The sequence below is a fragment of the Conexibacter sp. JCM 18997 genome (assembly GCF_055391915.1).
In genome coordinates, this window is sequence record NZ_AP043885.1 from 312,466 (window position 1) to 330,699 (window position 18,234).

General features: G+C 72.6%; 22 protein-coding genes. 13 read left to right on the forward strand and 9 right to left on the reverse strand.

Annotation, left to right across the window (positions count from 1 at the left end):
* Nucleotides 1–2: 2 nt before the first annotated feature.
* A complete protein-coding gene (locus ACZ5UI_RS01635) occupies nt 3–218 on the reverse strand; it encodes a dodecin (protein WP_464193552.1) in 216 nt (71 codons plus the stop codon).
* Nucleotides 219–483: 265 nt separating this feature from the next.
* Complete coding sequence (locus ACZ5UI_RS01640) at nt 484–864, reverse strand: hypothetical protein (protein ID WP_464193554.1); 381 nt, start codon at nt 862–864, stop codon at nt 484–486.
* A gap of 238 nt (nt 865–1,102) precedes the next feature.
* Here ACZ5UI_RS01640 and ACZ5UI_RS01645 point away from each other — a divergent pair, with 238 nt between their 5' ends.
* Together ACZ5UI_RS01645 and ACZ5UI_RS01650 are read left to right on the forward strand one after the other, a co-directional pair.
* The gene (locus ACZ5UI_RS01645; protein WP_464193556.1) at nt 1,103–2,455 is read left to right on the forward strand and encodes a flavin monoamine oxidase family protein; all 1,353 of its coding nucleotides are present in this window, start codon (nt 1,103–1,105) and stop codon (nt 2,453–2,455) included.
* A 10-nt stretch (nt 2,456–2,465) separates the two neighbouring features.
* The gene (locus ACZ5UI_RS01650; RefSeq protein ID WP_464193558.1) at nt 2,466–2,840 is read left to right on the forward strand and encodes a hypothetical protein; all 375 of its coding nucleotides are present in this window, start codon (nt 2,466–2,468) and stop codon (nt 2,838–2,840) included.
* Between the two features lie 13 nt (nt 2,841–2,853).
* Here the strand turns inward: ACZ5UI_RS01650 and ACZ5UI_RS01655 are convergent, their stop codons facing one another.
* The gene (locus ACZ5UI_RS01655) at nt 2,854–3,219 is read right to left on the reverse strand and encodes a hypothetical protein (RefSeq protein ID WP_464193560.1); all 366 of its coding nucleotides are present in this window, start codon (nt 3,217–3,219) and stop codon (nt 2,854–2,856) included.
* A gap of 461 nt (nt 3,220–3,680) precedes the next feature.
* On the opposite strand from ACZ5UI_RS01655, the gene ACZ5UI_RS01660 reads away from it, so the two are divergent.
* From ACZ5UI_RS01660 to secG, 4 genes are read left to right on the forward strand one after another with little or no spacing between them, the layout of a single operon-like run.
* Complete coding sequence (locus ACZ5UI_RS01660) at nt 3,681–4,106, forward strand: cytochrome c maturation protein CcmE (protein ID WP_464193562.1); 426 nt, start codon at nt 3,681–3,683, stop codon at nt 4,104–4,106.
* Between the two features lie 14 nt (nt 4,107–4,120).
* A complete protein-coding gene (locus tag ACZ5UI_RS01665; protein ID WP_464193564.1) occupies nt 4,121–6,298 on the forward strand; it encodes a heme lyase CcmF/NrfE family subunit in 2,178 nt (725 codons plus the stop codon).
* 17 nt (nt 6,299–6,315) lie between these two features.
* On the forward strand, nt 6,316–6,600 hold the full coding sequence (locus ACZ5UI_RS01670; protein WP_464193566.1) for a hypothetical protein: 285 nt from the start codon (nt 6,316–6,318) through the stop codon (nt 6,598–6,600).
* Nucleotides 6,601–6,625: 25 nt separating this feature from the next.
* A complete protein-coding gene (gene secG / locus ACZ5UI_RS01675) occupies nt 6,626–6,853 on the forward strand; it encodes a preprotein translocase subunit SecG (protein WP_464193568.1) in 228 nt (75 codons plus the stop codon).
* A 20-nt stretch (nt 6,854–6,873) separates the two neighbouring features.
* Here secG and ACZ5UI_RS01680 read toward each other — a convergent pair whose 3' ends face one another.
* On the reverse strand, nt 6,874–8,235 hold the full coding sequence (locus ACZ5UI_RS01680) for a TldD/PmbA family protein (protein WP_464193571.1): 1,362 nt from the start codon (nt 8,233–8,235) through the stop codon (nt 6,874–6,876).
* Nucleotides 8,232–9,692: a TldD/PmbA family protein gene (locus ACZ5UI_RS01685; RefSeq protein ID WP_464193573.1), complete on the reverse strand. Its 1,461-nt coding sequence runs from the start codon at nt 9,690–9,692 to the stop codon at nt 8,232–8,234. The genes ACZ5UI_RS01680 and ACZ5UI_RS01685 overlap by 4 nt, the downstream gene beginning before the upstream one ends.
* A 95-nt stretch (nt 9,693–9,787) precedes the next feature.
* On the opposite strand from ACZ5UI_RS01685, the gene ACZ5UI_RS01690 reads away from it, so the two are divergent.
* Nucleotides 9,788–11,866, forward strand: coding sequence for an HD domain-containing phosphohydrolase (locus ACZ5UI_RS01690; RefSeq protein ID WP_464193575.1), 2,079 nt, complete (start codon nt 9,788–9,790; stop codon nt 11,864–11,866).
* Between the two features lie 21 nt (nt 11,867–11,887).
* On the opposite strand, the gene ACZ5UI_RS01695 is transcribed toward ACZ5UI_RS01690, so the two are convergent.
* Nucleotides 11,888–12,223, reverse strand: coding sequence for a hypothetical protein (locus tag ACZ5UI_RS01695; RefSeq protein WP_464193577.1), 336 nt, complete (start codon nt 12,221–12,223; stop codon nt 11,888–11,890).
* A gap of 114 nt (nt 12,224–12,337) precedes the next feature.
* Here ACZ5UI_RS01695 and ACZ5UI_RS01700 point away from each other — a divergent pair, with 114 nt between their 5' ends.
* Nucleotides 12,338–13,279: a LysR family transcriptional regulator gene (locus ACZ5UI_RS01700; RefSeq protein ID WP_464193579.1), complete on the forward strand. Its 942-nt coding sequence runs from the start codon at nt 12,338–12,340 to the stop codon at nt 13,277–13,279.
* Here ACZ5UI_RS01700 and ACZ5UI_RS01705 read toward each other — a convergent pair.
* Together ACZ5UI_RS01705 and ACZ5UI_RS01710 are read right to left on the reverse strand one after the other, a co-directional pair.
* Nucleotides 13,276–13,704 (reverse strand): hypothetical protein, encoded by a 429-nt coding sequence (locus ACZ5UI_RS01705; protein WP_464193581.1) that lies wholly within the window; start codon nt 13,702–13,704, stop codon nt 13,276–13,278. The genes ACZ5UI_RS01700 and ACZ5UI_RS01705 overlap by 4 nt on opposite strands.
* Complete coding sequence (locus tag ACZ5UI_RS01710) at nt 13,704–14,036, reverse strand: hypothetical protein (RefSeq protein WP_464193583.1); 333 nt, start codon at nt 14,034–14,036, stop codon at nt 13,704–13,706. Before ACZ5UI_RS01710 ends, ACZ5UI_RS01705 begins: the two co-directional genes overlap by 1 nt.
* 139 nt (nt 14,037–14,175) lie before the next feature.
* Between ACZ5UI_RS01710 and ACZ5UI_RS01715 the strand changes: the two genes are divergently transcribed.
* Genes ACZ5UI_RS01715 through ACZ5UI_RS01725 form a run of 3 tightly spaced genes read left to right on the forward strand, consistent with a single transcriptional unit; the run spans nt 14,176 to nt 16,120 of the window.
* The gene (locus ACZ5UI_RS01715; RefSeq protein WP_464193585.1) at nt 14,176–14,682 is read left to right on the forward strand and encodes a CGNR zinc finger domain-containing protein; all 507 of its coding nucleotides are present in this window, start codon (nt 14,176–14,178) and stop codon (nt 14,680–14,682) included.
* A gap of 37 nt (nt 14,683–14,719) precedes the next feature.
* Nucleotides 14,720–15,700, forward strand: coding sequence for a YihY/virulence factor BrkB family protein (locus tag ACZ5UI_RS01720; protein WP_464193587.1), 981 nt, complete (start codon nt 14,720–14,722; stop codon nt 15,698–15,700).
* A 12-nt stretch (nt 15,701–15,712) separates the two neighbouring features.
* The gene (locus tag ACZ5UI_RS01725) at nt 15,713–16,120 is read left to right on the forward strand and encodes a nitroreductase family deazaflavin-dependent oxidoreductase (protein ID WP_464193589.1); all 408 of its coding nucleotides are present in this window, start codon (nt 15,713–15,715) and stop codon (nt 16,118–16,120) included.
* Here the strand turns inward: ACZ5UI_RS01725 and ACZ5UI_RS01730 are convergent.
* Nucleotides 16,109–17,077 (reverse strand): AraC family transcriptional regulator, encoded by a 969-nt coding sequence (locus tag ACZ5UI_RS01730; protein ID WP_464193591.1) that lies wholly within the window; start codon nt 17,075–17,077, stop codon nt 16,109–16,111. The genes ACZ5UI_RS01725 and ACZ5UI_RS01730 overlap by 12 nt on opposite strands.
* Before the next feature lie 113 nt (nt 17,078–17,190).
* Between ACZ5UI_RS01730 and ACZ5UI_RS01735 the strand changes: the two genes are divergently transcribed.
* Both ACZ5UI_RS01735 and ACZ5UI_RS01740 read left to right on the forward strand, forming a co-directional pair.
* Nucleotides 17,191–17,724 (forward strand): cupin domain-containing protein, encoded by a 534-nt coding sequence (locus ACZ5UI_RS01735; RefSeq protein ID WP_464193593.1) that lies wholly within the window; start codon nt 17,191–17,193, stop codon nt 17,722–17,724.
* Nucleotides 17,725–17,738: 14 nt separating this feature from the next.
* A complete protein-coding gene (locus tag ACZ5UI_RS01740; RefSeq protein ID WP_464193595.1) occupies nt 17,739–18,197 on the forward strand; it encodes an anthrone oxygenase family protein in 459 nt (152 codons plus the stop codon).
* The last annotated feature ends 37 nt before the right edge of the window (nt 18,198–18,234 follow it).

Below are 18,234 nucleotides of genomic sequence, written 5' to 3' on the forward strand. Positions count from 1 at the left end.
GGTCACTGGTCCTCGAGGCGGAAGCCGATCTTCATCTCGACCTGGAAGTGCTCGATCTGCCCGTCGGCCACGTGGCCGCGGATGTTGGTGACCTCGACCCAGTCGACGCCGCGCAGGGTCTGGCTGGCGCGCTTGACGCCGGACTTCATCGCCTCGGCGATGCTCTCCGTGGAGGTCCCGGCGATCTCGACGATCTTGTAGGTGGCTGCTTCGCTCATGGGTGGAGGTCTCCCCCCGGGAGCTCGTGACAAACCGCGCGAATTCGACCCCTGTCGAAACAGGCTTGTGCCATGTGTCGATGGTCACCCTGTCTCGGATCCGTCACCATGCACCTTGTTCGTCGCCCATAACAGCCCTCCGACCCGGGGCTGCGGCGGACGTAGGTGAATGACGGTCTTCGCCCCTTCTCTCTCCTCCGGGCGGCGGCCATTACTCAGACACCAAGCGGGAGGCCTCCGGCGCAAGCCGGGGGCCTCCTGTGGTTTAGACGTAGCGCCAGGGGAACAGCAGCTCGACCGTCGTCTTGGGCGAGCCGCCCTTCCAGACGCACGACCACTGGATCTTCGTGTTCTTCGTGACCGACGGCGTGCACGCGTAGCCGTTGACCTTGACCGGCTTCTCGGCCCGCGTCTTGGCCAGCGCCCGGACGGTCGTGGCCACGACGCTGCACTCGGCCTTGGCGACGGCGGCCTTCGACGACGCCTCGCCGATGTTCACGCCGATCTTCAGCGGGGCCGGCTTGACGCCCGCGACGTTCTTGACGATGCAGATCCCCGAGGCCGGACCTTCGGTCGCGGCCAGGGCGGGGGAGGCGGCCGCGGCGGACAGCGCGGCGGCGGCGAGCAGGACAGCGGATCGCGTCATGGGGGGCGCATCGGCGTCCGGTCGCGCCATCTTGAATCGCGGTTGGAGACCTCTGCCGGACTCCTGAGTCTGGCTTTAGGTTCGGGGCGTACGTTCGCTCATACCCGGCCGCCGAACCTCCTGAGCAGCGACCGGGTGTGTGGAGCAGAGCACCCCTCGGTTCTTCCTCCAGAGACCGAGGACCCCGGCGACGCCCCGGCCCCCCAGGCCGGGGCGTTCGTCGTTTACGGTAGCGGCGATGACCACGATCGACGCCGACTGCATCGTCGTAGGAGCCGGGTTGGCCGGCCTGTCCGCCGCCCGCGCGCTCGTCGCCGCCGGCGCCTCGGTGATCGTCGTCGAGGCGCGTGACCGCGTCGGCGGGCGGACGCTCAACGCCGACATCGGCGACGGCAAGGTCGTCGAGGTCGGTGGGCAGTGGATCGGCCCCACGCAGCACCGCGTGACCGCGCTGGTCGCCGAGCTCGGCCTGGAGACGTTCCCGACCTACGACGAGGGCGACAACCTGATCGACCACGGCGGGCGGATGCGCCGCTACCGGGGCGCGATCCCCCGCATCAACCCCGTGGTGCTGGCCGACATCGGGCAGGCGCAGGCGCGACTGGACCGAATGGCCCGCCAGGTGCCGCTCGACGCGCCCTGGACCGCTCCGCACGCGCGCGCGTGGGACCAGCAGACCGCGTGGACGTGGATCCGGCGCAACGTGGCCACCAGCGCCGCCCGCGACATCCTGCAGATCGGGGTCGAGGGCGTGTGGGCCGCGCACCCCGGCGACCTGTCGTTCCTGCACCTGCTGTTCTACATCCACTCGGCCGGCGGCTTCGACGCGCTGATCAACACGACCGGCGGCGCGCAGGAGTCGCGCATCGTCGGCGGTTCGCAGCGGATCGCGCTGGCCCTGGCGGCCGAGCTGGGCGCCGAGCGCCTGCAGCTCGGGGAGCCGGTGCGGTCGATCGCCCAGGACGGCGACGCGGTCACCGTCAACCAGCTGCGCGCGCCGCACGCGATCGTGGCGATCGCGCCGACGCTGGCCGGGCGCATCGCCTACGACCCGCTGCTGCCCGGCCTGCGCGACGGGCTCACCCAGCGCGTCCCGCAGGGCAGCGTGATCAAGTGCCACGCGGTCTACGACGCGCCGTTCTGGCGGGCGGACGGGCTCAGCGGCCAGGTGACCAGCGCCGCCGGCCCGGTGAAGGTCGTCTTCGACAACTCGCCGCCCGACGGGACGCCCGGCGTGCTGCTCGGCTTCCTGGAGGGCGACCAGGCCCGCGACCTGGGCACGCTGGCGCCCGAGCGCCGCCGCGCCGAGGTGCTGGCCTGCTTCGCCCGCTTCTTCGGCCCGCGCGCCGCGCAGCCCGTCCAGTACCTGGAGCAGGACTGGAGCCAGGAGGAGTTCACCCGCGGGTGCTACGCCGGCTTCCTGCCCCCGGGGGTGTGGACGCGCTACGGAACGGCGCTGCGCCAACCGCAGGGCCGCATCCACTGGGCGGGCACCGAGACCGCCACCGTGTGGAACGGCTACTTCGACGGCGCGATCAGCTCCGGTGAACGTGCGGCCGCCGAGGTGCTCGCCCGCGCCGCGAAGGGGTAGTTTCCGAGCCATGCCGACCAACCCCAGCCCTGTGACGCTCAGCCAGCTGGCCCGCCGTGCGGCCGAGCTGGTGGACCCGGAAGACGAGGACACCGACGTCGCCGACTTCGAGCAGGCCTTCGAAGACGACGACGAGCCGGCGCGGGCGCTGCTCGAGGAGACGCTCGACGAGCGCGTCTCGGAGGCCGTGCGCCGGATCGATCCCGAGGGCGACGTCCCGCAGGTCCAGATGGCCGGCGCGATCGTGCGCTACCTGGCCCACAAGACGAGCGAGCTGAAGGACGACCGCGACCACGTCCTGCGCCTGGCCGCGCGGGCCGAGTACCACGGCGACCCGCCGCCGGCCGTGGCCGACTGGCTCGTGGATCAGGGCATCACGGTCTGAGCGCCGGCGCCGGCTACGTCGGCAGCGACGAGCCGGCGAAGGCGAAGAACCACACGCCGAAGCACAGCAGCGCCAGCCCCACGGACACGACCATCACGCTGTCCAGCACCGTGCGCTCACGGCCCGATTCGCGTTCGCCGCGCATCGACTTGGCCCACGGTGCCTGGATGCGCTTCTGGCGGCTGACCCCGATGACGATCGCGTACACGCGGTCCATCCAGCCCAGCAGCTTCCCGATGATCACCATCGAGAGGACGATGCCCACGAGCACCAGCACGTAGGGCCCGAGGCTCGGCGTCGAGCCCTTCTGCATCTGGGAGCCCAGGTACAGCCAGGCGACGGGCACGACGACCCACATGGCGATGGATCCCGCTGCCATGAGCAGGATCAGAATGAGGGCAGCCGGCTTGCTGAGCGCTCTCCTGACCATTCGGTCAGGAGGTGTACCCCCGATTCGGGGTTACCAGTCCTGATGGCCGCCGCAGTGCGGGCACGCCACGGAAGCGGACACGGCCGCGCGAAACACCATGCCGCAACAGCAGGTGTAGTGCGCCGAGTCCTCCGGCCCGCCGGCCTCCCGAACACGCGTCTCGACGGCCTTGGGAGCCGTCGGCGTGAGGGGGACCTCGGTCCGGTCCAGCTGGCGGTAGCCGCGCCGCGTCGCCGCAGGGCGCAGTCGACGGATGGGTTGTGGGATTCGAGCTTGCATCGTGCTTGCTACCGACATAGACGCCACCGGGCGCAATTGGTTTCGCTCTTGAAGTCGGAAATCCTGGGAGATCCTTGAGACGAATGTGACGAAGCGGCTTTAGGTGCAGTCGTCCTAGACTCTTGGTCGAGATGGATCCAGCACGTAAGCGACGCGTCCGGCTGGTCGTCGCCCTCACCGCCGCACTGGTCCTGGCCGGGGGCCTCGTCTACACCAGCTTCAGCGCGGGCAGCCCCGCGAAGACCCCGACCGAGCTGCTGGCCACGACGCCGACGGCCGGGCAGAGCTACAAGCTCACCGGCAAGGTCGCCGACGGGTCGGTCAAGCACGAGGGCGACACGCTGCTGTTCTCCGTGCGCGACCGCGACGGCACCGCGTCGGTCCCGATCGCCTACACCGGCAGCGTGCCCGACCCGTTCCGCGAGGGACGCGAAGTGATCATCACGGTCACCAAGGGCCCGGGCGACACCTATACGGGCGAGAAGGACTCGCTCATCACGAAGTGCCCCTCGAAGTTCGTGGCTGAGGACGGCAGCAAGCCGCCCGGCACGTACTAGAGGACCCGCTGACCATGGCGATCGTCGGCCGCGCCGCGCTCATCATCGCCCTGGTGGTGTGCGCGTACGGCATGTTCGCGGCCATCTACGGCGCGCTGAAGGGCCGTCGCGACTTCATCGAGTCGGCCCGCCGCTCGGTCTACGCGCTGGCCATCTCCACCACGGTCGCCTTCGTGGTCCTCGAGCTGGCCTTCATCCGCTCGGACTTCTCGTTCTCCGTCGTCGCCGGCCACTCCTCGACGACGACGCCTTGGTACTACAAGGCCTCGGCGATGTGGTCCAGCCAGGAGGGCTCGCTGCTGCTGTGGGTCTGGCTGCTGTCGATCTGGTCCAGCCTGGTCATCTTCCTGACCCGCAACCGCCTGCGCGACGTCGTGCCCTGGGCGGCCGCGGTGCTGCTCGGCTACGGCGCCTTCTTCGCGGCGCTGCTCGTGTTCAAGGTCTCGCCCTTCGACACGCTGAATCCCGCCCCGGCCGACGGCGCCGGGCTGAACCCGCTGCTGCGCCACCCGGCGATGATGATCCACCCGCCGATGCTGTACTCGGGCTACACGCTGTTCGCGGTGCCCTTCGCCTTCGCCATCGGCGCGCTCATCGCCAAGCGCGTCGACTCCGAGTGGATCCGCTCGACCCGCCGCTTCGCGCTCGGCGCCTGGCTGCTGCTGGGCATCGGCATCCTGCTCGGCGCCCGCTGGTCCTACAACGAGCTCGGCTGGGGCGGCTACTGGGCCTGGGACGCGGTCGAGAACGCGTCGTTGATGCCGTGGCTGACCGGCACCGCGTTCATCCACTCGATCATGATCCAAGAGAAGCGGGGGATGCTGAAGATCTGGAACGTGTCGCTCGTTCTGACCACCGGCATCCTGTGCGTGCTCGGCACCTTCCTGGTCCGCAGCGGCATCCTCGACTCGATCCACGCGTTCGGCGCCTCGACGCTCGGCGTGCCGTTCGTGACGCTGATCGCGGGCATGTCGCTGGGCTCGATCGGGCTGGTCGTGTGGCGGCGTGGTCTGCTGCGCTCCGAGCACCGGCTCGACTCGCTGCTCTCGCGCGAGGCGATCTTCCTGCTCAACAACCTCGTGCTCGTGGCGCTGTGCTTCGTCGTGTTCTGGGGCACGTTCTTCCCGCTGATCTCCGAGGCGATCACCGGGCAGGAGACCGCCGTCGGCCCGCCGTGGTTCTCGCGCTACACCGTGCCGCTGGCCCTGCTGCTCGTGCTGCTCAGCGGCATCGGGCCGCTGATCGCCTGGCGCCGGGCGACGCCGCGCAACCTGCGCAAGACGTTCGCGGTGCCGGTCAGCTTCGGCGTGATCGCCTTCGTATCGCTGCTGTTCGTGCCCGGCGTGCCGCAGAAGCCGCTGGCCCTGGCCATGTTCTCGCTCGGCGCCTTCGTGGTGGGCACGATCAGCCAGGAGCTGTGGCGCGGGGCCAAGGCCCGGCGGGTGACGACCGGCGAGATGTATCCCGCCGCGGTCGTCTCGCTCGTGGCCCGCAACCGCCGGCGCTACGGCGGCTACTTCGTGCACCTGGGCATCGTCATCCTGTTTGTCGGCGTCGCGGCCTCGTCGGCCTTCCAGCAGGCGCACGACGCGCGCCTGCAGGTGGGGGAGACGACCTCGGTCAACGGCTACGACGTCAAGTACGTGCGCTCGACGGCGACGTTCCGCGACGACCCGCGGGGCACCGGCGCGCTCGTCACCCTCGGGGCCGTCCTCGACGTGACCAAGGACGGCAAGCACGTGGCCACGCTGACGCCGGGGCGCGGCTACTACCCGTCCAACGACGGCTCCAACGGCCTCTTCGAGCAGCTCGTCAACGGCGAGCCGACGAGCGAGGTGGCGCTCAAGAGCGGCCCCTTCCGGGACTTCTGGACGGCGGTGTCGCCCGACTTCTCCCAGCTGCAGCCGATGATCGACGCGATCGACTCGGCCATACCTGACGACGTCAGCCAGGCGGGCCTGATCCGCGGCTACTCGGCGGGCCTGGAGGCGCTGACCGCGCGCTACGAGCAGGCCCCGCCGCCGGCCATGTTTCGGATGATCTCCTCGCCGTTGGTCATGTGGATCTGGATCGGCGCGCTGATCGTCATCGGTGGCGCCCTGATCGCGCTGTGGCCCGCGCCCGACGCCGCGCGCCGGCGCGTGACCGCCGGGCTGCGCGCACGCGTGGCCCAGGACCTCGGCCGCGTCTGAGCTGAGCCTGAGCTGTCGTGGTTGACGTCCTCGCGCCGCTGGCGATCTTCGTCCTGATGCTCGCCGTCGTCTACGTGGTGGTCGGGCCCCTGCGCCGGGGCGCGATGACCGAGGCCCAGGCGCGCGAGGAGGGCAACCGCCAGAACCTCGAGACCGCCCGCGACGCCAAGTACCGCGAGATCCGCGACGCCGAGCTGGACCACGAGACCGGCAAGCTGTCCGACGAGGACTGGAAGGCGGCCGACCGCGAGCTGCGCGGCGAGGCGGTCGAGATCCTCCGCCAACTGGACGAGCTCAAATGACCATCCCCGCTACGATGGAGCGCCCATGGAGCTGATTCTCCAACTCGTCCAGGTCGTCCTCTCCGTCGCGCTGATCTTCCTCGTGCTCATGCACTCGGGCAAGGACGCCGGCCTGTCGGGCGCCTTCGGCGTCGGCTCCGGACAGGGCGCACTGGGCGGCGGCTCGCTCGTCGAGCGCAACCTGAACCGCTGGACGGTGGCCATCGCGATCCTGTTCGCGCTGAACACCATCGTCCTCGTCAAGATCCACTAACCGACTCAGGCCACTAGCCGCTACGCGCCGCCGCTGACCCGCCAGGTCGACCGGATGGCCGGCACGACGCTGCCCGTGGCGAAGCGCGCGCCGTAGTACTCGGCCTCGCTGACCAGCCGCACCGCGGCGGTCAGGGCCTCGGTCCGGGCCAGGATGTCGAGCACGGAGTCGGTGAAGCGCACGTCGCGCAGGGGCCGGGTGATCTGGCCGTTCTCGATCAGGAACGTGCCCTCGCGCGAGACGCCCGTGACCAGCGAGGTGCGCTCGTGGACGGGGTTCAGGTACCACAGCCGCGTCACGTACATGCCGCGCTCGATCGGCGCGGCGAGCTCGTCCACGGACGCCGCTGCGCCGCCCGCCAACACCATGTTCGTCGGCGCGGCGCCCCAGGCGCTGCCGCCCGGCGCGAGCGCGTGGCCGGTCGAGCGTGCGCCCGCGCCGGCGACCGCGGCGGAGCGCGTGTCGTGGACGACCGCGTGGGCGACCCCGTCCTGGATCAGCGGCAGCGGCGTCTTGGGCACGCCCTCGGCGTCGAACGCCCGCGAGATCGTCCCCGGGAAGCGGGGCGCGTCGGACAGGGTGATCGAGGGCGCCGCCACCGGCGTGCCCAGCCGGCCGACGAGCGCGCCGCGGCCTTCGGCGTGGGTCAGGCCGTTGAAGGCCACGAGCGCGAGCATGTCCAGCAGCGAGCCGACGGCGTCGTGGTCGAGCACCACCGGGATCTCGCCGGGTGCGACCGCGGCCGGCTCCTCGGCCACCACACGGCGCGCGGCGTCGCCGGCGATCAGCGCCCCGTCCAGGGCGCCCACGCCGGTGCCCGCGCGGGCGCCGAACCCGGCTCGGCCGTGCGCGTCGCGGCAGACGACCTTCATGTAGGCGTCGGTCACCCGGTCGCTGACCAGCAGGCCGTGCGAGCTGGCCAGCGCGGTGCGCACGTCGCCCGCCGTCCAGATGCCGAACGCCTCCAGCCCCGCCGCCTCGGCCACGCCGAAGGCGCCGGCCAGCTGCGCGCCGGCGACGCGCGGGTCGAGCTCGGCCGTGGCCGGGTCGAAGGCCTCGGGCGGGCGCACGGGGGCCGGGTCCGGCAGGCCGGGATAGGCGCCGGCATCCTCGCGCGCGGAGACCTCGGCGGCGGTCCGCGCGCGACGGGCCGTCTCGCGCAGCGCATCGCGATCCAGCGCGGTGCACGTGGCGCCGCCGACCTGGCCCTCGACCACCGACACGACGTGCACGTGGGTCGTGTCGATCGCCGTGGCCTGCGTGGCCACCGAGCCGGCGAAGCGACTGGTCAGCGAGCGCTCGTGGGTCACGCTGACCTGGAACTCGCCGGCACCGGCCAGCGCGAGCACCTCAGCGGCCAGATCCACCGCCGATGGCGTCATCCGGCCGCCCCGACCTCGACGTTGCGAAAGCGCGCCGGCGCCGTCCCGTGGGAGACGTGCATGATCTGGCCCGGCTCGCCCTTGCCGCAGTTCAGCAGCCCGTGCAGTCGCCAGTCCGAGGGCGAGCAGACCGCGTCCAGCGAGCCCCAGAAGCGCGGCGAGAGGCCGGAGTAGGACGGGTTGCGATACAGCCGCCCCAGCTCGCCGCCGCGGATCTCGTAGGCCACCTCGGTGCCGAACTGGAAGTGCAGGCGACGGTCGTCGATCGACCACGAGCGGTTCGTCTCCAGGAACAGGCCATCGCCGGTGTCGGCCAGCAGGTCGGCCAGCGTTCCCGCGGCGCCGGGTTCCAGCGACACGTTCGTCATGCGCACGATCGGCTGGCGCGCGAACCCGTCGGCGCGGGCGCAGCCGGCCGACGCCGGTAGGCCGATGGCCGCGGCCGAGGTGCGATCCGACAGCGCCGCGCGGACGATCCCGTCGGAGACCAGCATCAGCCGCTGACCCGCGGTGCCCTCGTCGTCCCAGCCGTAAGTGCCCAGCGCTCCGGGCAGCGTCGCGTCCGCGCTGACGTGCATGTGCGGCGACCCGAGCTGGAGCGATCCCAGATCGGCCGCGCCGATCCAGCTGGTCCCCGCGTACGCGGCCTCGCCGCCCAGCATCCGGTCGAGCTCGAGCGCGTGACCGACCGACTCGTGCACCTGCAGGGCCAGCTGCTCGGCGCCGAGCACCAGCGTCGTGGTCGCGGCCGGGCATGGTGGCGCGCTGAGCAGCGCGACGGCCTCGTGGGCGATGCGCGGCGCCACGCCGGCCAGGTCCAGGGCGAGCACGTGCTCCCAGCCCGCGGCCGCGACGTCGCCGCCGTGGGCGCTGGGGTAGGAGCGCGTCTGCGCCTCGTCGCCGTCGACGGCCAGCGCCTCCAGCCCGCCGCCGCACTCCACGAGCGTCTGCTCCACGAACGCGCCGTCGCTGGAGGCGAAGATCGTGTCGGTGTGGATCGCGATGCACGACGCCTCGCGCCGCACGACGCGCGGATCGACGGCCAGCGCGCGCTGCGCGGCGAACAGGTGGTCCAGCTTGTCCTGCAGCGAGATCGAGAAGGGATCGACGGCCACCGGTGAGCGCCAGCGCCCGGCCGCCGCGCCGCCGGCGGCGGGCGGCAGCGCGCGCGCCCAGATCGACGACGGCGACACCCGCGGCTGGGCCCGGGCCACGGCGATCGCCCGGGCCAGCGCGTCGCGCGCACCGGCCGGCGTCAGGTCGGCGGTGGCGGCGAAGCCCCAGGCGCCGCCGCTGCGCACCCGCACCCCGAGCCCCTCCGAGGCGTCGTGCTCGAGCCACTCGACCGCGTCGTTGCGCACGCCGATCGACTCCTCCCGTCGGACCACCACCCGGGCCTCGGCCAGCTCGCACCCGGCGGGCACGACGGCCATCAGGTCGCGGACGAGATCTTGCATCGCCCGAACGTAGTGGACCGTTGCGCTCAAGGACGCCGCCCGGGTGTCGAACGATCGGGGAAGGCCGGTCCAATAGGCGCGGCCGGTTCGAGCCGATGTCGCCCTCCGACCCCGCACCCACCCGCCTGCCGCGCGCGCTCGCCGCGCTGGCCGGTCGACGCGGCCGCGGGACCGGCGCGCTGCTGGATGCGGTGACCGGCGTGCCCAGCGCGGAGGCGCTGCGGCTGCGCGCCGCGGCCGAGCTGGCCCGGGCCCGCCGGCACGAGAGCGCGCTGACCGTGTTGCACGTGACGCTCGGCGGCCTGGCCGACGTGGCCGAGCACGCCGGCGCCCGACCGGCGGACGAGCTGCGCCGACGGGCGGCGCTGGGCATGGCCGCCGCGCTGCGCGGCGAGGACCTGGTCGCGCGCGTCGGCCCCGATCAGTTCGCCGTGCTGCTGCCCGGCCTGGCGGGCAGCGATCTGGAGCCGGTCGCGGGGCGGCTGGGCGCCGTGGCCGCGCGCGTGCGCGCCGACGGCCTGGCCCACGAGTCGCTGCGCGCGATCATCGGCGCCGCGTCGTATCCCACCGACGCCGACAGCGTCGACGAGCTGCTGACCGTGGCCGCCCAGCGTGGTGGCGAGCCGACGCCGCCGGCCGGCGAGCCCGTCGGGCCCGACCCGGCGCAGCGCTGGCGGATCGGCGCCGCCGCCGTCCTGCAGCTGGCCCTGGCCGCCGTCGTGCTGGCCGTGTGGTTCGCCCTGCCGCGGGTCACCGACACCGCGAACGCCCGCCACGGCGTGATGCTCACGTTCTTCCTGGCCCTGGTCGCCGGCGGCCTGTGGGTGGGCCAGCGCACCCGCGGCCGCGAGCGCCTCGGCTGGCGGATGCTGGCGGCCAGCGGCGTCGTGGCCGCGCTTCCGGTGATCGCCGCCGGCGCGCTCGTGGTCTTCGCCGTGGCCATCCTGCTGATCGCCGGCGACGGCTGGCTGCGCGACCGCTACCGCATGCTGGACGGCGCCGTGTGCGCCGCGCTGATGGCCGGCATCATCGTCGCGTTCGCGCTGCCGCCCGCGTCGTCGTGGGCGACCGACACACTCGGTGAGCACGTCTCGCTCGGGCTGCGCGCGGTCGGCGTCGTCGTCGCCGGCATGACCGTCCTGATGGTCGGCACGTCGGTCTCGCGCCGCGCCCGCCCCGACGTGTGGCTGCTGGCCTCCGGCTACCTGGTCCCGCTGGTCATCTCGATCGCCGTCCTGCACCACGGCGGCGCGTGGTCCTCGGGACAGACCTGGAAGGTCCTCTACCTGATCGGCCCGGTCACCACGGTCGGCGCGATCTGGCTGCGCCTGACGCATTCGGGCCCGGTCGAGCGCGGGCTGCGCGACGGCCAGGCCGACGGGCGCTTCGTCGGCATCGCCGGAATCACGGGCTTCGCCGGCCTGATGGTGGCCGCGGTGATCGTCAACGGCGAGATCACCTGGCCGGTGGTCGTCGTGCTCGTCGTGATGGCCGTCCTGCGCTACATCCGCTCCGCGACGATCGGCCGCGACAACCGGCGCCTGGCCCTCCGCGCGCTGCGCGCCGAGCGCGACCGGGCGGCCCAGAGCCACGCCGGGCTGCGCGCGCTGACCGCCGCCCTGGAGGCCCGCGACGGCTACACCGGGCGCCACACCGAGGAGACGACCGCGTTGACGTCGCGCGTGGCCGTCGCGCTCGGTCTGGACGCCGAGCAGCGCCGCGAGATCGACACCGTCGCCCTCCTGCACGACATCGGCAAGATCGGCACGCCCAACGAGATCCTGCACAAGGCCGGCCCGCTGACCGACGACGAGTGGGTGGTCATGCGCGAGCACCCCGTCGTGGGCGAGCGGATCCTCAACGCGGTCCCCGGGCTGAGCGCGATCGCCCGGGCCGTGCGGCACGAGCACGAGCGCTGGGACGGCGGCGGCTACCCCGACGGGATCGCCGGCGAGGCGATCCCGCTGGCCAGCCGGATCGTGTTGGTGTGCGACGCCTACCACGCGATGACCAGCGACCGTCCCTACCGGCGGGCGATGCCCACGCAGGACGCGATCGCCGAGCTGCGCCGGTGCGCGGGCAGCCAGTTCGATCCGGCCGTCGTGTGGGCGCTGGTCGACGTGCTGGAGAACGAGCAACGGCCCGCCGCAGAGCGACGGGCCGTGCTCGTCTGACGCTCGTCCGGAGCTGGAGGTCTACCGGGCGAGCGCGATCGGCGGCGCAGAGCGGCGGAGGGAGAGCCGCCTGCGTCCGTGCTCGCTCCCGCGCGCGCCCACGAGGTGGGCGCGCGTGCGCAGGAGCTCGACGAGGTCCGCCGTGTGGCGGAACGGGTCGGCGATCGTGCGTCCGCTGTCCAGCGCGATCGCGGCCAGGATCTGGCCGTCGACGGCGGCGACGAGCACGGCGCCGCGCAGAGCGGGGGCGCTGTCCAGCGCCGCCAGGCGCAGGACCGCCGCCTCGTCGTCGTGATGCGCGGTGCGGATCTGGATCGTGGGGAGCGTCATGGTGGTGGGGGTGGTGGGGGCTTGCATCTCGGTGCACCTCCTTGGCTTGGTCGGCACCTACCTGGAAGACGAGAACCACGATCCCACCGTGACCCCATCAGAACAAATGACATTTCGCTCTGCTGTCGATAAGGTGTGCTTATGCTCGACGTCAAACGCCTGCGCGTCCTGCGTGAGGTCGCCGCCCAGGGCTCGTTCTCGGCCGCGGCCGACGCGCTGTCCTACACGCAGTCGGCCGTCTCCCAGCAGATCGCGGCGCTCGAGCGCGAGGCGGGCACGCTGCTGGTCGAGCGCAACGCGCGCGGTGTGCGCCTGACCGACGCCGGCGCGGTGCTCGTCGGCCACGCCGACGCGATCCTCGCGCGCCTGGCCGCCGCCGAGCGCGATCTCGAGGCGATCGCCGGTCTGCGCGGTGGCACGTTGCGGGTGGGGACCTTCGCCAGCGCGGGCGGATCGATCGCCCCGCTGGCCGTGTCGCACTTCCGCGCCCGCCACCCTGGCGTCGAGCTGATGCTGCTGCCGCTGGAGCCCGACGATTCGCTGGCCGCGTTGAAGGCCGGCGACGTCGACGTGGCCATCACCGTCGACGCGGCGTTCGCGCAGCTGAGCGACGACGACCTCGAGCTGCGCCACATCCTCGACGACCCGATGTTCGTGGCGCTGCCCCGCGACCATCCGCTGGCCGCGAAGTCGCGCCTGCGCCTGGAGGACCTGGCCGGCGAGGCCTGGATCCTGGGCACGAGCAGCGCGACCTGCCCGGACTCGGCGATCATGCTGCGCGCCGCGGCGACCTGCGGGTTCGAGCCGCGGGTGGCCTTCCAGTCCGACGACTACAGCGCGATCCAGGGGTTCATCGCCGCCGGCGTCGGCGTCGCGCTGATCCCCGATCTGGCGCTCGTGTCCGTGCGCGACGACATCGCGGTGCGCGAGCTGACCGGGACGGCGCCGCAGCGGCGCATTCTCGCCGCGTCGCGGCGTTCGGCCTCCCGCGGCGCGGCCGCCGCGGCGATGATCGACATCCTCGAGGAGGTCGGCCAGGAGTGGGCGGCCGAGAAGCGCTGCACGCTGCAACTGGTGTCCTAGCGACCGTTCTTGGCCAGCTCGCGCAGCTCCCAGGCTGACGGCGTGAACGTCACGCCGGGCCGGGCGCCGACGGCCAGCACCAGCGCCGGAACGTCGACCGCGCGCCCTTCGCGCAGCACGGCGGGGTCGCCCACGAAGACGATCTCGCCCGCGGCCACGTGCTGGGTCTCGCCGTCGAGCGTCAGGTCGATCGAGCCCTGCAGCACCACGTAGGCCTCCTCGTGACCGATCGCGGCGCCGTCCTCATCGAGCTCGTCGTGGCGCTCGACGATGATCTGGCCCGGCGCGCCGGCCGCGAACGCGTTGATGCCGAAGGCCTGGATCCCCAGCTCGTGGCGCAGGGGGATCCAGTCGGTCGGCTCCGACGCGTCGCAGCCGGGGATCGGGGCCAGGTCGGCGATGCGCCGGTGCTCCCAGGCGGCCATCAGACGGCCAGCTGCCGGGCGCGCACCCGCAGCAGCTCGACGAACGGTGCGCTGGGGCGCATCGGGTCGGCGACGGCGGTCGCGTCCGACAGGGCCAGCGCGGCGATCGGGCGTCCGTCGATCTCGGCGACCAGGCGCGGCCCGTCGGACAGCACGCGGCCGTCGAGCTCGGCCAGTTCGTCCAGGGCCTTCTCGCGGCCCTGCGCCAGCCGGATCGTCAGCGCCGCGGCACCCAGCGAGAGCGCGGGGGAGCGCTGGAACCGGGTCCGGCTGCGGTAGGCGATGCGCGGTTCGGGCGGGCGGGTGGCGTGGTGCATGAACGAGGCGAACATCGTGACCTCCGGGGTCGCTTGGGCGGCTCCTGTAACCATGTAAAGCTTATAGCCGGTTAGCTAACCTGTCAAACGCATATGCTGGTTTCAGCGAGAATGTGACGCGATGGCCACACAAGCCCCTGGACACCTCGAAGTCGTGCGGCAGTTCGTCAACACCTGGGACGGTGAAGGCCCGGTCGAGAAGCTGCCCGATCCCGACGCGCTGCGCGACTGGCTGGTCGAGCACGAGCTGCTGGCCGCCGACGGCACGGTCTCGTCCGCCGAGCTGGACCACGCGCGCACGTTGCGCGACGCGCTGCGCGACCAGCTGCGCGCGCATCACGGCGGCGAGGTCGATCCCGCGGCGGCGGCGGTGCTCGACGCGGCCGCCGCTCGGGCGCAGCTGCGCGCGCACTTCGGCGCCGACGACGCGATGCACATGGTGCCCGGCGCCGAGGGAGTCGACGGCATCCTCGGCGTGCTGCTCGCGCACGTCGCCGAGGCGATGCGCGAGGGCACGTGGAAGCGGCTGAAGGTGTGTCCGGCCGAGGACTGCCAGTACGCGTTCTACGACACGTCGCGCAACCGCTCCGGCGTGTGGTGCGACATGGGCGTGTGCGGCAACCGCGCCAAGGTGCGCGCGTTCCGCGACCGCACGCGGTAGCCGCCCGGCTACCGGTGCATTGCGCGTCATCCTGCGCATGCGGCAGTCTGCAGGGCAGATGGACCTGAGCCGGCCGCTGCGCCCCTTCGATCGCTTCCAGCAGCGCCACGCCGTGCTGGCCATCCCCGTCGCCGTGCTGCGCAAGTTCAGCGACGACCAGGCCGGGGGCTATGCCGCGCTGATCGCCTACTACGCGTTCGTGGCCATCTTCCCGCTGCTGCTGGTGTTCACCACGGTGCTGGGCTTCGTGCTGCAGAACGATCCGACCGCCTACGAGAAGGTCGTCGATACGACGCTCGCGCAGATCCCGGTGATCGGCGACTCGCTGCGCAACCAGGATCTGAAGGGCAACGGGCTGGCGCTCACCGTCGGCCTGATCGGCACGCTGCTGGCCGGCCTCGGCGTGACCGTCGCCGCCCAGAACGCGCTCAACCACGTCTACGCGGTGCCGCGCCGCCGGCGTCCGGATCCGATCATGTCGCGGTTGCGGGGCGTGGCCATCCTCGCCGTGCTGGGCCTGCTGCAGGTCATCTCGACGGTCGTGTCGGGCCTGGCCGCGGGCGGCCTGGGCGACATGTGGACGCGGACCGGCGGCCTCGGCGTGTCGCTGGTCGTCAACGCGGTGCTGTTCACCGCCGCGTTCCGGCTGCTGGTCAACAGCACGATCGATACGCGCGAGCTGTGGCCCGGCGTCGCGCTGGCCACCGTGGGATGGACCGCGTTGCAGGCGCTGGGCAGCATCTACGTGACGCACGTGATCGCCGGCGCGACCGCCACGTACGGGACGTTCGCCACCGTGCTGGGCCTGATCGCCTGGCTGTACCTGGGCGCGCGGGTCGTGGTCTACGCGGCCGAGATCAACACGGTCCTGTCGCGCCGGCTGTGGCCGCGCAGCCTGTTCACGCCGCCCATCCTCGAAGCCGACCGCCGCGTGCTGACGGCGATGGCCAAGGCCCAGGCGCGCATCGATGAGGAGCACATCGACGTTCGCTTTGACGAGCCCGACCAATCGACCTGAGAGGATGGCCGCATGGCCGACTTCAACACGCAGGTGATCGAGGAATTCCGGTCCAACGACGGCCGCGTCGGCGGCATGTTCGAAGGCGCCCCGATGATCCTCGTCACCCACACCGGACGCAAGAGCGGACGCCGCATCACCACGCCGCTCGTCTACACGCGCGACGGCGACGACGTCGTGATCATCGCCTCCAAGGGCGGCGCCCCCGAGCACCCCATCTGGTACCTCAACCTCCAGGCCGACCCCAACGTCCACGTGGAGATCGGCAACGAGGCCTGGGACGCCGTCGCCACGATCCTCGAGAGCGGCGACGAGCGCGACCGCCTGTACAACGCGCAGGCCGAGTTGATGCCGAACTTCAGGGAGTACCAGGAGAAGACCGACCGGATCATCCCGGTCGTCGTGCTGTCACGCGCCTAGCGCGACCAGCGGATCGACCCGGCGGCGCACGCCGCCGGGTGGGGTGCCGATGACGCGCTTGAACGCGCGGGCGAAGGCGGCCTCGGAGCGGTAGCCGAGCCGGTCGGCCAGCTGGGCGATCGTGGCGTCGCCCTCCTGCAGGGTGGCCAGCGCGAGGTGCATGCGCCAGGTGGTGACGTACTGCATCGCCGGCTCGCCGACCAGCTCGGTGAAGCGGGCCGCGAAGGCCGAGCGCGACATCGAGAGCTCCTGGGCCAGCGCGGCCACGGTCCAGTCGCGGGCGGGGTCGTCGTGGACGAGCGCGATGGCCCGGCCGATGTGGGGATCGCGCAGGGCGCCGAGCCAGCCGGTGCGCGCGCCGGGGTCGGACTCCAGCCAGGCGCGGATCGCCTGGATGACGATGATGTCGGCCAGGCGCGTGATCACGGCCTCGCCGCCCGGACGTGGGTGGCGCGCCTCCGCGGCCAGCAGGCGCAGCGTGCTCTGGATCCACTCGGCGCCCGGGGCGTCGGCGGCGACCAGGATGCTGGGCGGGAGCGCGCGGATCAGGTTGCGGGCGGCCGGGTGCTCGAGGCGCACGGCGCCGCAGACCAGCGCGGTGGCCACGCCGCCGCCACCGTGGCGCAGCACCTCGTAGCGGTCGCTGACCAGCTCGCGCTCGAGCGACAGGACGTCGGGCGCGTCGACGCCCGCCTCGCTGCGCAGCGTGTGGCCCTCGCCCCGCGGTACGAGGGCGAGCTCGCCGGCGGCGATGGTGCGCGGCGCGGCGTCTGGCGTCTCCAGGCGCAGCGTGCCCGACAGCACGACGTGGAACCACAGGTACCCGGGCATCGCCGGCAGGCCCAGGCCCCAGGGGGCGGTCAGGTCGGCGCGGCAGTAGAAGGCGCCGTTCATCCGCAGGAGGTGCAGCGCGCGGCCCAGCGGATCGGCCGGTCCCCAGGGATCGAGCTCGAGCATCGGCCCAGTCTCGCAGCCCGGTCGTCCCAGCGTCCATCCGAGCTGGACGATCGAGCATGAATCACGTTGCATTCGTCATAGACCCGCCAAACCGGACCGCGCAAGCTGGACCCATGGCAACCACCGCTCCGCGTATCAGGCCCGGTGACACGGTCTGCAACCCCGTCACCGGCGAGCGCTTCACCTTCACCCACACCGCGGCCAGCACCGACGGCGAGCTGCTGGCCTTCGACTTCGCGCTGAAGCCCGGCGGCGCCGTCCCGCTGGCCCACGTCCATCCCAGCCAGACCGAGCGTTTCGCCGTGGTCAGCGGCCGCGTGCGCTTCCGCGTCGGGCGGCGCACGGTCGTGGCCGGGCCCGGCGACGTGGTCGAGGTGGCGCCGGGCGTCGCCCACGCGTTCGCCAACGCGGGCGACGCCGAGGCCGCGATGCGCGTCGAGGTGCGCCCGGCGCTGGCCATGGAGGAGATGTTCGCCGACGTCATCGCGCTGGCCCAGGCCGGACGCATGACCCGGCGCGGGCTGCCCCGCAGCCCGTTCGCGCTGGCCCGGCTCGCGCGCACCTACGACCGCGAGGCGCACGCGCCGCTGATCGGCCGCCGCCTGCAGCGCTTGCTGCTCGCGCCCTTCGCCGCGCTGGCCCGCTGAGGAGGACCACCGCCATGCCCACGCTGCTGATCGTCACCACCGTCGGGGTCGGCCTCGTCGCCGGCACGTTCTTCGCCTTCTCGGCGTTCGTCACCCAGGGTCTGGACCGCGCGCCCGGCCGCGAGGCGGCGATCGCCATGCAGGGCATCAACGACAGCGCGGTCACGCCGCTGTTCATGCTCGCCTTCCTGGGCACCACCGCGCTGTGCGTGGCGCTGGCCGTGTGGGGCGGGCTGCATCTCGACGAGGCGCGCGCGAAGCTGGTCCTGGCGGGGAGCGCGCTGTACGTGCTCTGCGCGTTCCTCCCGACGCTGGCCGCCAACGTCCCGCTCAACGACAAGCTCGCGCAGGCCACGCCCAGCGCCGCCGCCTGGCAGGACTACTCCGGCAGCTGGCTGGCCTGGAACCACGTGCGCGCCGTCGCGTCCGTGGCCGCGCTCGTCCTGCTCGTCATCGCCCTGATCCAGGACTGAGGTCGGGCAAAGGTGGTCTTGAGGTGGCGGGGTGATG

Bases quoted from the DNA above. Each gene is read 5' to 3' on its own strand.
- ACZ5UI_RS01645 (WP_464193556.1), top strand. From the start codon at position 1,103: ATGACCACGATCGACGCCGACTGCATCGTCGTAGGAGCCGGGTTGGCC.
- ACZ5UI_RS01740 (WP_464193595.1), top strand. From the start codon at position 17,739: ATGCCCACGCTGCTGATCGTCACCACCGTCGGGGTCGGCCTCGTCGCC.
- ACZ5UI_RS01730 (WP_464193591.1), bottom strand. From the start codon at position 17,077: ATGCTCGAGCTCGATCCCTGGGGACCGGCCGATCCGCTGGGCCGCGCG.
- ACZ5UI_RS01665 (WP_464193564.1), top strand. From the start codon at position 4,121: ATGGCGATCGTCGGCCGCGCCGCGCTCATCATCGCCCTGGTGGTGTGC.
- ACZ5UI_RS01720 (WP_464193587.1), top strand. From the start codon at position 14,720: ATGCGGCAGTCTGCAGGGCAGATGGACCTGAGCCGGCCGCTGCGCCCC.
- ACZ5UI_RS01700 (WP_464193579.1), top strand. From the start codon at position 12,338: ATGCTCGACGTCAAACGCCTGCGCGTCCTGCGTGAGGTCGCCGCCCAG.
- secG (WP_464193568.1), top strand. From the start codon at position 6,626: ATGGAGCTGATTCTCCAACTCGTCCAGGTCGTCCTCTCCGTCGCGCTG.
- ACZ5UI_RS01725 (WP_464193589.1), top strand. From the start codon at position 15,713: ATGGCCGACTTCAACACGCAGGTGATCGAGGAATTCCGGTCCAACGAC.
- ACZ5UI_RS01710 (WP_464193583.1), bottom strand. From the start codon at position 14,036: ATGTTCGCCTCGTTCATGCACCACGCCACCCGCCCGCCCGAACCGCGC.
- ACZ5UI_RS01655 (WP_464193560.1), bottom strand. From the start codon at position 3,219: ATGGCAGCGGGATCCATCGCCATGTGGGTCGTCGTGCCCGTCGCCTGG.
- ACZ5UI_RS01680 (WP_464193571.1), bottom strand. From the start codon at position 8,235: ATGACGCCATCGGCGGTGGATCTGGCCGCTGAGGTGCTCGCGCTGGCC.
- ACZ5UI_RS01690 (WP_464193575.1), top strand. From the start codon at position 9,788: ATGTCGCCCTCCGACCCCGCACCCACCCGCCTGCCGCGCGCGCTCGCC.
- ACZ5UI_RS01660 (WP_464193562.1), top strand. From the start codon at position 3,681: ATGGATCCAGCACGTAAGCGACGCGTCCGGCTGGTCGTCGCCCTCACC.
- ACZ5UI_RS01685 (WP_464193573.1), bottom strand. From the start codon at position 9,692: ATGCAAGATCTCGTCCGCGACCTGATGGCCGTCGTGCCCGCCGGGTGC.
- ACZ5UI_RS01640 (WP_464193554.1), bottom strand. From the start codon at position 864: ATGACGCGATCCGCTGTCCTGCTCGCCGCCGCCGCGCTGTCCGCCGCG.
- ACZ5UI_RS01695 (WP_464193577.1), bottom strand. From the start codon at position 12,223: ATGCAAGCCCCCACCACCCCCACCACCATGACGCTCCCCACGATCCAG.
- ACZ5UI_RS01635 (WP_464193552.1), bottom strand. From the start codon at position 218: ATGAGCGAAGCAGCCACCTACAAGATCGTCGAGATCGCCGGGACCTCC.
- ACZ5UI_RS01705 (WP_464193581.1), bottom strand. From the start codon at position 13,704: ATGGCCGCCTGGGAGCACCGGCGCATCGCCGACCTGGCCCCGATCCCC.
- ACZ5UI_RS01735 (WP_464193593.1), top strand. From the start codon at position 17,191: ATGGCAACCACCGCTCCGCGTATCAGGCCCGGTGACACGGTCTGCAAC.
- ACZ5UI_RS01650 (WP_464193558.1), top strand. From the start codon at position 2,466: ATGCCGACCAACCCCAGCCCTGTGACGCTCAGCCAGCTGGCCCGCCGT.